This window comes from Colwellia sp. RE-S-Sl-9 (genome assembly GCF_048296855.1).
Classification (GTDB): Bacteria; Pseudomonadota; Gammaproteobacteria; order Enterobacterales; family Alteromonadaceae; genus Pseudocolwellia.
Map to the genome: position 1 here is coordinate 3,440,339 of NZ_CP182631.1, position 12,634 is coordinate 3,452,972.

Here is a 12,634-nt window from a genome sequence, read left to right on the forward strand (position 1 = left end):
CAATAATTAAATATGGTGTAATTAATCATCATATAAATTTTAATTATTAGCTGATAATGGAAGATCCACTAAATTTCACCCACTGCTTAGATACCCAATATATTGCTAGGCAGCGAATTGTTGATAATCAAAAAAATGTGTTCGCTTATGAATTACTGTACAGAAACTCTGAAAACAACTTTTTTCCATCATATTTAAGTGATTGTGTGGCGACGAGTCGCTTACTTTTGAATTCTTTACTAATACAAGAGGTTGAACGTATTTCAAATGGTGCGTTAATTTTTATTAATACCTCTAATTATTATTCTTTAAACCATATAGCAAGTACGTTAAACGTTGATAACCTTGTTGTTGAAATCGTTGAGCGTACTGAAGATATTGATAGTATTCATCATTCGGTTAAAGAATTAAAAAAGAAAAATGTTCGTTTTGCGTTAGATGATTACGACGGCACAGAGAAGTGGGATGCTGTTTTAGAAGATGTTGATTTTATTAAATTAGAGGTAGAAGATCCTCTTATTCGCACTATTTTTAAGATCAAAAAATTAAAGTATAAATATCCTAATAAAAAGATCATTGTAGAGCGCATTGAAAATTTTAAAACTTTTCGTCAACTTAACAATGCAGGTTGTGATTATTTTCAAGGATTCTTTTTTGAGCAACCTGAAATGTTGAAATTGAACAACATTATTCCCTCTAAAGATATCATGCTTGAGCTAGTTAATTTAGCAAAGAATAAAAACATTAACTTTCCACTCATTCATAAAAAAATAGCGAAAGACGTTGGTTTAACAACACGATTATTAAGGATCGCTAATAATGTATTAAAAAATAAAGACATTAATTTTAATTCTATAGGCCATGCAATTGCTTACTTAGGTGAAGACGTTATAAAGCAATTTGTGATGGTGATAATGATGAGTGAACCCGGCGGAAAAGACGTTTCACAATTGTCTATTTTGAGCTTAGCTCGCGCCAAATTTATTATTGAAATGCTTAATGATGAGCATGACGAATATGCAGACACGGGTTATTTAGTGGGATTAATTTCATTGTTAGATGTTATGTTGGAAACTGATTTTGAAACCTTGCTTTTTGAATTGAATCTATCATCCGATTGCGCTCGATCATTACTTTATCATCAAGGCGTTGTGGGCAATTTATTATTAATTTGTAAGATGATAGAAAAAAACAAATGGTTTGATGTAAGTAGTCTTTCTCGAGTGTATTGCTGGAACATGGACAAAATAATTAAAACGTTTGATAAAGCGTCAAAATTCTCTAATGAGGCTTTAAAAGTTAGTGTTTAAATGATCAGGAGCTTTAGATTTAAGGGATGATGCCAGGTATGGTTAGATGATTATTACATTCAAAAACAACTCTATTGAAAGTTATCAAGAGATGTTGAAGCAAGTAAAAATACAAACACTCGAAGTATTACAGCTATCCAATGGATTTTATAAAGATCAAACGTCCTGTCTTGTTTTACCTAATATGCGTTTAGCTATTCAAAGTAAAAACGAATGTACTATTTTACATAAAGGGAAGTTTTCTGACGATGAATTTGTAATACCTTTACGTATTGAAGGGCCATTACACGTTGTTAATGGAATATGTGTACATATTGATGGTCTTAATCTTATTGGTCCGGGTGAGTATGTTTATACGCAATCTTGTTGCGCACGTACAATTGCGACAATTGGTATATCAAAAAATCATTTAACGAGTTACTTAGGTGAAGAGAAGATAAGTCAGTTACTTGACGGACTTACTTTGATCCGCGATGGCAAAATAGAATTTTGCAAAATGAAAAAAATAAAAATAGAACTGTATCGTTATATCGTTAAGCTATTCCACAGGAAAGAAGAGTTTAGTTTACAATCGGTCATTGATATTGAAGAAAAAATATCACTAATGATTTGTCAGTTGTTAGAAATAAATTCAGACAAGCTTATACCTCAACCCTGTTTTAATCATCGTTTGGTTATTGTGCAAAGAGCCATTAATTATATTGATTCGGAGTCTAATATTAATATACCTATTCCTCGAATACTTGATTTTTCACATTGTAGTTTACGAAGTTTAGAGTATGCTTTTAATTCTATTATTGGCATTTCACCACAGCGTTATTTGAAAATTCGTCGCATGCATTTGATCCGCAGAGAATTAATACATAGGCAACAGTGCACTATTAAAGATGTGGTTTCTAAATATGGGATTGTAAATATCGGTCGATTTTCTCATGACTTTTATACACTATTTGGTAAATATCCAAAGGAAATGTAGATCACAAAAAACCGAGCACTCAGTAAGAAAGTAAGTACTCGGTGCCAACTTTTAGGCAATTCATGGAAATTTGTTCATATTCCATTGGTATTAATTTTGAGGTAATACTACTTGGTTGATGGTGTAATTAACCGCATCGCAGGCTTCACCCCCTGAATCTACAAAATATTGTTTTGGTGCTCCAATATCATGAAATGTGGGGGCTAATTTAGGGGTACTTGCGTGTAAGCCCGCTTCAATTGGTGTTAGCTCTAACTGTAAGTTAAGCGTTTGAAATAATTCATCTATAGTCATGTAATTATCGATATTAGTCAGAAACGTTTCGTTATCAATATCGTATACCGTATCAATGGCGTTGTTACTTACGGTGATTTTTACATTGGGTGTTGGGGCAAAGCTGGGGCAATCACTGTAACTCATGTTAAATTCAAACTGATAGTCTGATGCTTTCTTCGCTTTCCATGTAGTGTATTGATCGCTAAGTTGATTGATTAAGCCGTATTTTCTTACGTCTGAGATTACTTTAAATTCACATTGCTTATCAAGTTGAGCATCTGGTAAGTCAGACAGTTGAGAAAAACCTAAAGACTCTGCCTTGTGTAAGTCTTTAGTGTGTATGGTAAATATATTAATTGAACCGGTTTCTGAACCACATGACTCTGTATATGCCATGCCGTCATGGCCCTTTTGCGAGCAATGAATTTCAATATGTTCATCAACCAATAATTTACCATGAGTCGCTACAGAGACTTGTCCTGTATCTTGGCAAGCAATAGCTTTATCGTCTTGATATACCCGTACATGCTGCTCATTTTTTAAATCAATAATGTCGTTATCGCATGCGCTTAAACACAGGAAAACTAATCCTAGTGTTATTGCCGAATGTTTTTTCATTGTATTGCCCTCATCAGTCAATCAACAGTAAAGAAAGTGGATTAATTATAAGGGGGGGAATAAGGATATTCTGTTGTTAATTGATAATGAATGTAATCAATTGTAATGGAGTTATTGTGGCGTGTATCTCGCTGTTCTAATACTACCTTAAAATGCAAAACTCGTATTTTAAGGTAGTAAGATAATAAGGTGCTGTTAAGGTTCTGTTATGTTTCTTTGATAGTAAATTCACTAATATATTGATTTAATCGGACTTCTGTATCTTTCAAGTCATGTGCTGCTGAGACAGTGTCGTTTGTTTTATGAGTTATTTTATCTGCATCGTCTCTAATGGCATGTATACGCTCATTTATTTCATTTGAAACGCTAGTTTGTTCTTTAGAGGCTGATGTGATTTTTGCTGCCATTTGCATTATGTTATCGAGTTCGGCTTTCATTGTGTTAACGGCTTCAGCCCCTTCAATTACAATATTTACAGCTTTATTCCCCTCAATTTGTAAGCCTTCCATATTCATGGTGGCTGCTTCAGCGCCTTTTTGTAAGGCTTCAATTTGATGGCGAATTTGTTCGGTAGACTCTTGTGTACGTCCAGCTAAACTTCTTACTTCATCGGCAACTACAGCAAATCCTCTGCCCATTTCACCAGCACGTGCAGCTTCAATAGCTGCGTTTAAGGCGAGCAGGTTGGTTTGTTCTGCAATACCTTGAATAACATTTAAGACATTACCAATAAGATTACTTTCTTCATTAAGTGAATTAACAACTTGGCCTGTGCTTCCTAATTCAAGCGTAAGCTTCTCCATCATATCTCGGCTTAATACTGCATTATCTGAGCTTGTAACTGATATGTTGTAAGCCTTTTGAACCGCTTCTGATGTATGATGAGCCATGTTCTCAACGGCTTCTATTGTTGTTGTCATTTGGTTAATGGCCACTGAAATATTATCGGTTGCTTGTAGTTGATTGTTTGATAAAGCAAGCGATTCGTTCATTGAAGTTGTGACATCATTGGTAGTGCCATTAATTATTTTTGCTTCTTGTTTTACATGACTTAAGGTTGTGTTGAAGCTACTTAATAAACTATTAAAGGCGATACTTAATTCGGTAAGTTCATCTTTTCCTTTTTCATCAAGTTTTATTGTCATGTCTTTATTTTGAGCTAATTGGCTAAATGCTTGCACAATACTTTTAAGTGGGCTAGTTATGCTACGACCAATTAAATAAGACACAATGATAATCATAATAAGTAATATCAACATGATTGCCATAGTTTGATAAACTTTGTTTTGAGCTTCGTCAGCTAACTGGTTTTTAGTATCAATCAATTGCTTTAATACAATCGCTATGGTTTCTTGGTAGGTTTTAAATACTTTTGCCGTTGTGTCTCCCCAATCAATATCGTCGCTAATAACCAGTGGTTTGTTGACTGTGTTATATATATTACTGCGGGCTTGTAGTGCTACTTTATCAGCTTTAATAAAGAAGTCTTTTGCTCTCATATTGTCGTATGCGGCTCTGGCTTCCTTACTTGCATAACTAAAAAATAAGTTTCGGTGAATATCTGTTCTTGTTGCGCCGCTATATATTTCGCCAAAGATGTAGACATCTAAACTGTTATACATGGCGGTATAAATAAAACTATAGTGAAAAGTATTTTCTGTGTTGGCAGCTACTAGGTTGTAGTAGGCATTGGCCATTTTTCCTAACTCTGGGTTTTGTCCAGATAAAACGACGATTTCACTTAATGTAATAACGAGCTTTCTAATTAATACGCTCATTTCATACATAATATGTATATCGTGACCGTATTGTTTTGCGTACTGTGTTGAAATATGCTTTTTATTTAATACGCCTTTACGTACATATTCAAATTTCTTAATCATATTACGAAGAAAGTCTATATAACTATTTAATATGGTAAACTTTTTTAACGCTCCTTCATTTTTAGTAATAAAATCTATAAATTCTTTCTCTTTTTTAATGGACTCTTTTTGAGCGTCTTCCATTTTTTTACGGTATTGGCTTTCTGTGTCTGGAGTGCTGTCTATATAAAGTCTTGAGTAAAATGATTCATTGAGCATACTTGATATATAAGGAGAGGCAACATTACTGTAATCAAGAACGATATTGAGTTTTTCTAAATTTTCTTGCTCTGTATGAGCATTGTTTAGGCGTTCAGCGGATAATAAAAAAGTGACAAGGAGTGGGATCAAAACTAGAATAATAATACGAGTTCTTATTTTAATCCGATTAAGAAATAACATAATAAATTTACCCCGTCGATATAATGAATTGTTATAATGTTTATTGTTAACTATAGTGCAAGATGTTAATACTTAATACAATTAATTTAAGTAAACTCTTTTACACGAGTTCAATTTAACGAAATTTTATGTTATTCATCTCATTTTAATCCGCTAAATTACAGGCTTTATAGTTGCTGAAAAATATTAATTAAACTGAAAAATTTTATCCCAATGTTGATCTAATACAATTTTTGACGAGTTTACATCAATAGCTTGATAAACGTTTTCTTGTGATAACACTAAACCTAATTTTTCTAATTTACTTAAAGCATCATCCACTTCAAAATCTAAAGTACATTGATATTTATTTTTAAACCAAGCTTCTATTTCGTGATCTAACGCTTGTTCTGTTAGTCCATTTGGATGCTTTAATAAAAAGGTGTAAGCGATAAGGGCTTCTTTAAAGTCTTCTTCTTCGGCTTCGTTCACTAAGGTATGAAATACACCAGCGTTATTATCTAAATTTTTGTAATATAAGTTATCAGCAAGGGCCTTCATAAATTTAATTTTTCGATTCTTAAACTTACTCCATTCTTTAAAGATAAAACTACCAAATACGCCTACACCTAAAGCTAGCGCGATAAGTTGTTTTTGGTTAATTTCTACCGACTGGTCACTCATGCCTATCCAAAAAGCGAAAAGTGTTGCCAGTAAAATGAGTGACGCACCTAATTTAGTAATTAATACCACAGCACCGCCAACAATAGCTGAAGCGCCAATAATAACTTTATCGATAGGACGCATACGTATTTCACTATTAGGAAATAGCATTTCTAAATCAGCTTTAGGTACATTTTGAAATAACTTGATCACAGTTGCACCCGCTTCAAAACCTACGGGTAATTGTTTATTGATAAAGTGTTCTTTGTCTTTAAATTTTATATAAACAGCAACTCGGTCGTAATTGGTGAAAGTGAGTGACTTTTTCTTTAGCCCACAAAATTGGCGTAGCACTTCAGTTTTTTGAGATTCGCCACGGCGATAAAACACAATTTCGTCAAAGTCGTCGAAAGCAACCTCAAGCCTTACTTTAAATAACGACTCTTCATTTAGCGCTGCTTGAATATCGGCTTCTGTTATTTTTTCAAAATTCGCGGCGTTTAATACTTTTTCAAAGTTGTTGGCAAAACTCTGTTGATGCTCAGCAATTTGACTATCAGATAAGGTAATAAGCTGGCGCGTATCTGCATTGGGATCGAATGGCGTATATGAACGTTTAAGGTTTTCAAGCAAGTCGTGGTATTGAAAATGTAACAAGCTCGATAATATTTGGCATACCTGTGTGAATGAATCAACATCGTAAGAAGTACTTTCAGTGATTTCACGCGTACATAAAGTAATAACATCTTGCTTAGTAAAAGGAATAAATCGTTCTGCAGTCATAAGGTTTAAGTCGTGTTTTTTTCCATAGTACGGAGTTTACTTCTATTTTTAAACGTGTTTTTTCGTGATAAAGGGGAAATATCATCGGACTTAAAATGTTTTTATTTGTTTAGATATTATTAAAGTATTTTTTATTTTAACATTTTATTTACATTTGACGGATTTGCAGGCAAGTTGTTTACTGAATCTTCTTTATTACTAATAGGATAATAAAACCATGAATAAATTAGTGCTAATTATACTTTCAATCTTACTTCCACCTTTAGCTGTTTTTTTAAATAACGGTGCAGGTAAGCATTTATTGATTAATATTTTACTATGTATATTTTTCTATATACCGGGGATATTGCATGCTTTGTGGTTAGTTACACGAAAGTAGATAACTCTGTTTATACTGACTTAAAAGAAACACGTATAGTTGTTATTAATTTAGCAATATGTATGTGCTTTTTTGTTTTTAACCGTCTCTTAATAATAATTAACCTGAGTTCGGCTTAATAAATGTTCTTCTAGCAGCTACTTTTACTAACTTCTGCGTTAAATTCACTTGCAATAGGCCAGCTATTGACGCGTAAATTTGCCTTGAATTAAGTAAAGCTAGAAGCGAACCGAGTTTTTAGTGAGTACTTTTCAAGGTGTTAACAATATCTTAAACCGAACTCAGGTTAATTAATTTTTTGAAAGGGTAAGTAAATACATGAATAATAGTTGATAATATAGCGACAATATCAACTTACATATTTCAATATTATAAAGCACTATGGATTTAAATAAGCTACTCGCGAAAAAAAATACCACAGTACATCAGCAAAATGTTGATGGGCATATGCTAACGGTTAAAGAAACCGCAGAATACCGTTGGTTTGAATATGGCGGGCAAGCGGTGCAATCGTTAATGAATTTGCAAAACCCTGAAGAACTTGTTTTACCTATTCCTCAATCTATGTTGCTGTTTCTTTTATGGAAAAAAGCCCCATTAAAAGTACTTAACTTAGGCCTAGGTGGAGCGGCGTTTGAGCGTACATTGGCAACGATTCCTAGTGTGTTACTAACATCTATTGAAGTATCGAAACCTGTTCTTGATATTGCAAAAAAGTATTTTAAACTACCGCAAAAAGTACACGCACAATGCCAAAGTGCAGAACAGTTTATTGCTAATACACAAGCTAAATATGATGTTGTTTTGTGTGACATGTTTGTTGAAGAAAAAAGCCCGAGCTTTTTGTTTAACGAAGCGTTTTATCAGCGCTTAAAAACGATAACGTTAGATAAAAGTGTGGTGCTATTAAACATGTATGTAGAAACCGATGAGCAGTTATTGCTTGCCTTACACGAAATTAAAAAACATTTCCCTTACATTGCTTTGATTGATTTTGATGGGTATAAGAACGTTGTTGTTGTATGTAGTTTAAATATAATCCCTCCTCGAGAGGAGCTATTAAAGCGCTTCGTTCAATTTAATAAAATTAATTTAAGTGAGTTAAAACAGATCATTCCTAGAATTCGTTATATACCTTATAAAGCTTAACTTTCGCCGTATTAACTTTGTGGCAGATCACTAAAATTTGCCAGTAAAAACAACGCTGAGCTATTACTTACACAACACCTTAAAAATTTAGGTAAGTAATTCGCTTGAGCGATTAATTTTTCTGCTTCTGGACTGGTTGAACTAATTAGGTTGATTAAATGTTTAGGTACAGCAATACGAGTAGCAAGCAACATTCTATAGCCATGGCGTTGATGGTAAATATCTTCTAAAAAGAACATATCGTAGTAAATACCGGTTCGAGCCACTCTGTCGGGTGTTAATATGTATTCAGCTAATGCGATTGCAACAAAGGTAAATTTGGTTTTTTTATCTAGAGTAGGATTTAAAGAAATAACGGGTTTATCTTCCTCTCCTTCTAAATGTATTTCACATAAGTTTTTTAACTTTGGGCGAATGGCAATATTTACACCTAAAGCTTCACAAAAGGCTTTAATGTCAATGTGATCTTCTCGGGTACAACTTTCTATTAATTTTTCAACAAGGGATGGAAGCATAAAGTTATAAGTACATTTATCTTGAATGGTAGGTGTATATTTAATTGATTATAACGGAAATTTTTATTTCATCTACTTATCTCAATAATAGAATGGATATCATATGTTAAAAGCACATAAATTTATTGTGACTTGTTATATTAGTTTTTTCTAATATAATGAGTTCAACCCCATAAAATTGAAAGAGTAGATCATGTTAAAATCAATCCCTTTATTAGTTGATACCATAAAAGAAAGTGTTACCACAATAACAGCCAGTGCTGCTTTTAATGAAAGCAAAACCAATAATGGCATTGTTATTGATGTGCGAGAACCAGCTGAAATAATAGAAAGTGTTGTGCCAGGTGCTGTAAATATTCCAAGAGGGGTATTAGAAATGAAAATATTGCAGCTTTATCCTGATGCAACTCAACCTATCTATATTCATTGTGCTTCAGGTGTTAGAGCTTTATTTGCCGCTGAACAGTTACAGCGCTTAGGCTATGAAAATGTAAAAGCGATTTCTTGTACCATTACTGATATTCAAAAAGCCTGTATTTAATACCTCTTCTTATTCTCTATGTTGTAAATTTTGTTGTGAGTAAAAAAAACATTTGACCTTGGAGTAAAGACTAAGGTGTACAGTAGGTGTATTATCAACAAATAGTGCCCTGAGTTTATATTGAATTTTGGGCTGAGACATAGGCGAGTAATTATGTATCAAATAGGTGAGTTAGCAAAAAAACTGTCTGTAACAACAGATACATTAAGATATTATGAAAAGCATGGGCTGCTTTCACCGTGTTCTCGATCTGATACGGGCTATCGTTTATATAACGACGGTAACTTACGTAGTTTACAATTTATTATTAGCGCGAAAAAATGTGGCTTTACGTTAAATGATATTCAAGATCTTTTGTCTATTCAGGTAGATAAAAGTAGCCATAGTTGCCATGAGGTTAAGTCGTTTACTGAACACAAACTACAACAGGTTGAAGATAAAATAAGTGAGCTGGTTGCTATTCAATCTTCATTGAAAAAATTGGTTGAAGCTTGTTGCGGCGGTAACGAAAGTGCAGCACATTGCTCAATACTTTCTACCTTGGAGGATGATAATGGAATTACTCACTAATTTTGGTCAATTATTTTTAATATCAGCGCCTTGGTTGCTATTAGGTTTATTTATTGCCGGTTTAATTAATGTGTATTTACCTAAAGATTTTTTACTTAAACATTTAGGTGAAGAAGGCTTTTTAACAACCGTTAAAGCCGCTTTAATAGGTGCACCAATGCCATTGTGTTCTTGTGGCGTTATACCTGCGGCATTGGGATTAAGACGAGCCGGAGCGTCAAAAAGTGCGACTACGGCTTTTTTAGTTTCTACTCCTGAAACGGGCGTTGATTCTATATCCGTATCTTATGTGTTACTGGGCCCGTTTATGGCGATTATTCGTCCTATTGCTGCCATATGTAGTGCTATTGTTGCGGGTGTCTTGGTCGGTAGTGAAAAAATAATACCTGCTGAGCATAAAGATAGTAGCGGGACAACTGAAAGCACTTCTTGTTGTAGTAGTTCAAAGCCAGAACCTGTAGCACAATCTTGCTGTAGCAAAGAAATACCTGAACCTGTGAAAAAATCGTGTTGTGCTAAATCAGACATACCTTATCACACAGGTAAAAGTCATTGGAACAAGTTTAGCCAAGCGGTTGTTTACAGCAGTACGACTTTATTAGCCGATACGGCAAAATGGTTGATGGTTGGGTTATTTTTTGCGGCCTTGGTACAAACTTATATACCTGCTGATTTCTTTCTACAGTGGGGTAGTGGCATATTAGCTATGGTAGTAGTTATTTTAGTGAGTATTCCTATGTATATTTGCGCTACTGCCTCTACACCTATTGCTGCAGGGTTACTGTTGTCGGGAGTATCGCCCGGAGCTGTATTAGTATTTATGCTAGCAGGGCCGGCAACAAATATTGCTACCTTAGGCATAGTGGCAAATGAACTCGGTAGAAGAGCTGTTGTGGCTTATTTAGTTGGCGTTGTTGGTGTTGCGGTACTGTTTGGTTTATTAACCGATTATTTAGTTGAGCATTACCATATTCAAGTGGCTCCTATGTTGGGTGAACATCATGAAGTATTACCACTGTGGTTAACTTACTTAACGTCTATAATATTAGCCGTACTCTTATTACGTTTAGTGTTTGTTTATATCAGTGGTTTTAAAGCTAAAGCCGCCCATGTTCATGGTTGATTAATAACGGCTAAAGGTGGCAGTTTCCACTCTTCTAAAATGCCGTCGCTAGTACTACTTAGCACGGTATTTTCTTTAAAGGCGACACTTAAAACTGAAGCGCGTTTTTTAAGGTGAGTTGTTTGCCATTGTGCGATTAGTTTTCCGTCAGCTATACGCCAAAGTTGAAGGGTTTGTTTAGGTGAGGCAGTAAGTAATAAGGTTTTGTCTGCGGAAATTTCAGCGTCGTAAATTACCTTAAAGCGTTCGATTGAATCTAGCTCAGAGATAAGTTCACCCGTTTTTAAATTCCATATATTTTTGTCTTTAATCCCATCAATTGAAAAACCTACGCTGTTATCTGCACTGATTGCAACATGATTAACACGCGACATATGATTAAAAGTATGAATAGTTTCGCCTGTTAATGTACTCCAAAATTTAGCCGTTTTGTCGCTTGCTCCAGTAAAAGCCACCATGCCATCGTCAGAAATACTCACCGAATTAATATCAAGTTTATGTTTTTGATAAGTTGCCATTGCTTTAGTAAATGGATTAATTACGCTCACTTTTCCGCTTCTAAAGCCTAATAAAATAACATCAGAATTTTTAGATAAGGCTATGTCGTTAATGATGTGATCTTGCAGTGACCATTCACCCACTAATACACCAGTTCGTAATGAATACAAACGAACAGACACGCGATTAGAGGTAATAAAGTATTGATTGCTTTTAGCAATTTTTACTATTTCTATGTAGTCTTTTGCTTTGCCGACTAAGCAATTTAATTGCAGTTTTCGAGTAAGGTTATTCCATAAACATACGTGCTTATCGTCGGCAATAAGTGTGTATTTACCATCATAAGAAATATCAGACGTTTCAACTAATGTATCAGTTTGAGGCGTTGATGATAATGCCTCCGAAGTGTAAGTATCAGAGGCACCACAGCTTGCTAGTAGTAATAAGAATAAATAAACACTTGGTTGTTTCATGCCGCTGTATTCTATTTTTTAAGCACCGGAAAATTAACATGTACAATACCTGCTCTTTCAAATTCAAAATGAATTGTAACCGTTTCATTTTCGACTAAAGGCTTTTTGATACCCATTAACATTAAATGATAGCCACCAGGTTGTAGTATCAATTTTCCATTGGGTGGAATCGTTGTATTGTCGGCTTCTAGCATTTTTAAAAGGCCGTCCACCTCTTTAGTTTGATGCACAGATACACCATTTATAGTCGGGCTCCATACACTTAATAGCTTATCTGCTACCGTGCTTGAATTGTTAATTTCAACATACCCAGCGGTGCTCATTACGGTAGGAGGAAGTAGTCTTATCCAAGGTTTGGTAAACGTAATATGATCATTGTTGGGGTTATTTTCGGCGTGTGAATATGAACTAATAATGGTCAGTAAAAAAAACAATACAATTGTACTTATGTGAAATAAAAGCGGTTTAGTCTTGCGTTTGTATGTACCAAACATTTGAATACCTTATGACTGAATAA

At 34.2% G+C, this 12,634-nt stretch carries 13 protein-coding genes; 7 read left to right on the forward strand and 6 right to left on the reverse strand.

The window, feature by feature from the left end; genetic code table 11:
- The first annotated feature begins 56 nt into the window (after positions 1-56).
- Positions 57-1,310, forward strand: a complete 1,254-nt coding sequence (locus tag ACM9HF_RS14840) for an EAL and HDOD domain-containing protein (protein ID WP_473610413.1) — start codon at positions 57-59, stop codon at positions 1,308-1,310.
- A gap of 46 nt (positions 1,311-1,356) precedes the next feature.
- A complete protein-coding gene (locus ACM9HF_RS14845; RefSeq protein ID WP_473610417.1) occupies positions 1,357-2,286 on the forward strand; it encodes a helix-turn-helix domain-containing protein in 930 nt (309 codons plus the stop codon).
- Between the two features lie 90 nt (positions 2,287-2,376).
- Here the strand turns inward: ACM9HF_RS14845 and ACM9HF_RS14850 are convergent, their stop codons facing one another.
- The 3 genes from ACM9HF_RS14850 to ACM9HF_RS14860 all read right to left on the reverse strand — a co-directional run bounded on the left by ACM9HF_RS14850 (position 2,377) and on the right by ACM9HF_RS14860 (position 6,869).
- Complete coding sequence (locus ACM9HF_RS14850) at positions 2,377-3,180, reverse strand: DUF6174 domain-containing protein (RefSeq protein ID WP_473610421.1); 804 nt, start codon at positions 3,178-3,180, stop codon at positions 2,377-2,379.
- Between the two features lie 206 nt (positions 3,181-3,386).
- A complete protein-coding gene (locus ACM9HF_RS14855; protein WP_473610425.1) occupies positions 3,387-5,444 on the reverse strand; it encodes a methyl-accepting chemotaxis protein in 2,058 nt (685 codons plus the stop codon).
- Positions 5,445-5,630: 186 nt separating this feature from the next.
- On the reverse strand, positions 5,631-6,869 hold the full coding sequence (locus ACM9HF_RS14860) for a TMEM143 family protein (protein WP_473610429.1): 1,239 nt from the start codon (positions 6,867-6,869) through the stop codon (positions 5,631-5,633).
- Between the two features lie 217 nt (positions 6,870-7,086).
- Here ACM9HF_RS14860 and ACM9HF_RS14865 point away from each other — a divergent pair, with 217 nt between their 5' ends.
- Positions 7,087-7,248: a YqaE/Pmp3 family membrane protein gene (locus tag ACM9HF_RS14865; RefSeq protein WP_076417636.1), complete on the forward strand. Its 162-nt coding sequence runs from the start codon at positions 7,087-7,089 to the stop codon at positions 7,246-7,248.
- A gap of 381 nt (positions 7,249-7,629) precedes the next feature.
- Positions 7,630-8,397: a spermidine synthase gene (locus ACM9HF_RS14870; protein ID WP_473610435.1), complete on the forward strand. Its 768-nt coding sequence runs from the start codon at positions 7,630-7,632 to the stop codon at positions 8,395-8,397.
- Positions 8,398-8,408: 11 nt separating this feature from the next.
- Here ACM9HF_RS14870 and ACM9HF_RS14875 read toward each other — a convergent pair whose 3' ends face one another.
- Complete coding sequence (locus tag ACM9HF_RS14875) at positions 8,409-8,912, reverse strand: hypothetical protein (protein ID WP_473610438.1); 504 nt, start codon at positions 8,910-8,912, stop codon at positions 8,409-8,411.
- 193 nt (positions 8,913-9,105) lie between these two features.
- Between ACM9HF_RS14875 and ACM9HF_RS14880 the strand changes: the two genes are divergently transcribed.
- The 3 genes from ACM9HF_RS14880 (at position 9,106) to ACM9HF_RS14890 (ending at position 11,146) form a co-directional block, all read left to right on the forward strand.
- Complete coding sequence (locus ACM9HF_RS14880) at positions 9,106-9,453, forward strand: rhodanese-like domain-containing protein (RefSeq protein ID WP_473610442.1); 348 nt, start codon at positions 9,106-9,108, stop codon at positions 9,451-9,453.
- Between the two features lie 153 nt (positions 9,454-9,606).
- The gene (zntR, locus tag ACM9HF_RS14885; protein WP_473610445.1) at positions 9,607-10,023 is read left to right on the forward strand and encodes a Zn(2+)-responsive transcriptional regulator; all 417 of its coding nucleotides are present in this window, start codon (positions 9,607-9,609) and stop codon (positions 10,021-10,023) included.
- Positions 10,007-11,146, forward strand: a complete 1,140-nt coding sequence (locus tag ACM9HF_RS14890; protein WP_473610447.1) for an SO_0444 family Cu/Zn efflux transporter — start codon at positions 10,007-10,009, stop codon at positions 11,144-11,146. The genes zntR and ACM9HF_RS14890 overlap by 17 nt, the downstream gene beginning before the upstream one ends.
- Here the strand turns inward: ACM9HF_RS14890 and ACM9HF_RS14895 are convergent.
- Both ACM9HF_RS14895 and ACM9HF_RS14900 read right to left on the reverse strand, forming a co-directional pair.
- Positions 11,137-12,117 carry a WD40 repeat domain-containing protein gene (locus ACM9HF_RS14895; RefSeq protein ID WP_473610451.1) on the reverse strand — a complete coding sequence of 327 codons (981 nt, stop codon included), beginning with the start codon at positions 12,115-12,117 and terminating at the stop codon, positions 11,137-11,139. The genes ACM9HF_RS14890 and ACM9HF_RS14895 overlap by 10 nt on opposite strands.
- 11 nt (positions 12,118-12,128) lie before the next feature.
- Positions 12,129-12,611: a copper chaperone PCu(A)C gene (locus ACM9HF_RS14900; protein ID WP_473610454.1), complete on the reverse strand. Its 483-nt coding sequence runs from the start codon at positions 12,609-12,611 to the stop codon at positions 12,129-12,131.
- Positions 12,612-12,634 lie beyond the last annotated feature (23 nt).

Coding starts and splice junctions, on each gene's coding strand:
- ACM9HF_RS14840 (WP_473610413.1), top strand. CDS start 57: ATGGAAGATCCACTAAATTTCACCCACTGCTTAGATACCCAATATATT.
- ACM9HF_RS14845 (WP_473610417.1), top strand. CDS start 1,357: ATGATTATTACATTCAAAAACAACTCTATTGAAAGTTATCAAGAGATG.
- ACM9HF_RS14850 (WP_473610421.1), bottom strand. CDS start 3,180: ATGAAAAAACATTCGGCAATAACACTAGGATTAGTTTTCCTGTGTTTA.
- ACM9HF_RS14855 (WP_473610425.1), bottom strand. CDS start 5,444: ATGTTATTTCTTAATCGGATTAAAATAAGAACTCGTATTATTATTCTA.
- ACM9HF_RS14860 (WP_473610429.1), bottom strand. CDS start 6,869: ATGACTGCAGAACGATTTATTCCTTTTACTAAGCAAGATGTTATTACT.
- ACM9HF_RS14865 (WP_076417636.1), top strand. CDS start 7,087: ATGAATAAATTAGTGCTAATTATACTTTCAATCTTACTTCCACCTTTA.
- ACM9HF_RS14870 (WP_473610435.1), top strand. CDS start 7,630: ATGGATTTAAATAAGCTACTCGCGAAAAAAAATACCACAGTACATCAG.
- ACM9HF_RS14875 (WP_473610438.1), bottom strand. CDS start 8,912: ATGCTTCCATCCCTTGTTGAAAAATTAATAGAAAGTTGTACCCGAGAA.
- ACM9HF_RS14880 (WP_473610442.1), top strand. CDS start 9,106: ATGTTAAAATCAATCCCTTTATTAGTTGATACCATAAAAGAAAGTGTT.
- zntR (WP_473610445.1), top strand. CDS start 9,607: ATGTATCAAATAGGTGAGTTAGCAAAAAAACTGTCTGTAACAACAGAT.
- ACM9HF_RS14890 (WP_473610447.1), top strand. CDS start 10,007: ATGGAATTACTCACTAATTTTGGTCAATTATTTTTAATATCAGCGCCT.
- ACM9HF_RS14895 (WP_473610451.1), bottom strand. CDS start 12,117: ATGAAACAACCAAGTGTTTATTTATTCTTATTACTACTAGCAAGCTGT.
- ACM9HF_RS14900 (WP_473610454.1), bottom strand. CDS start 12,611: ATGTTTGGTACATACAAACGCAAGACTAAACCGCTTTTATTTCACATA.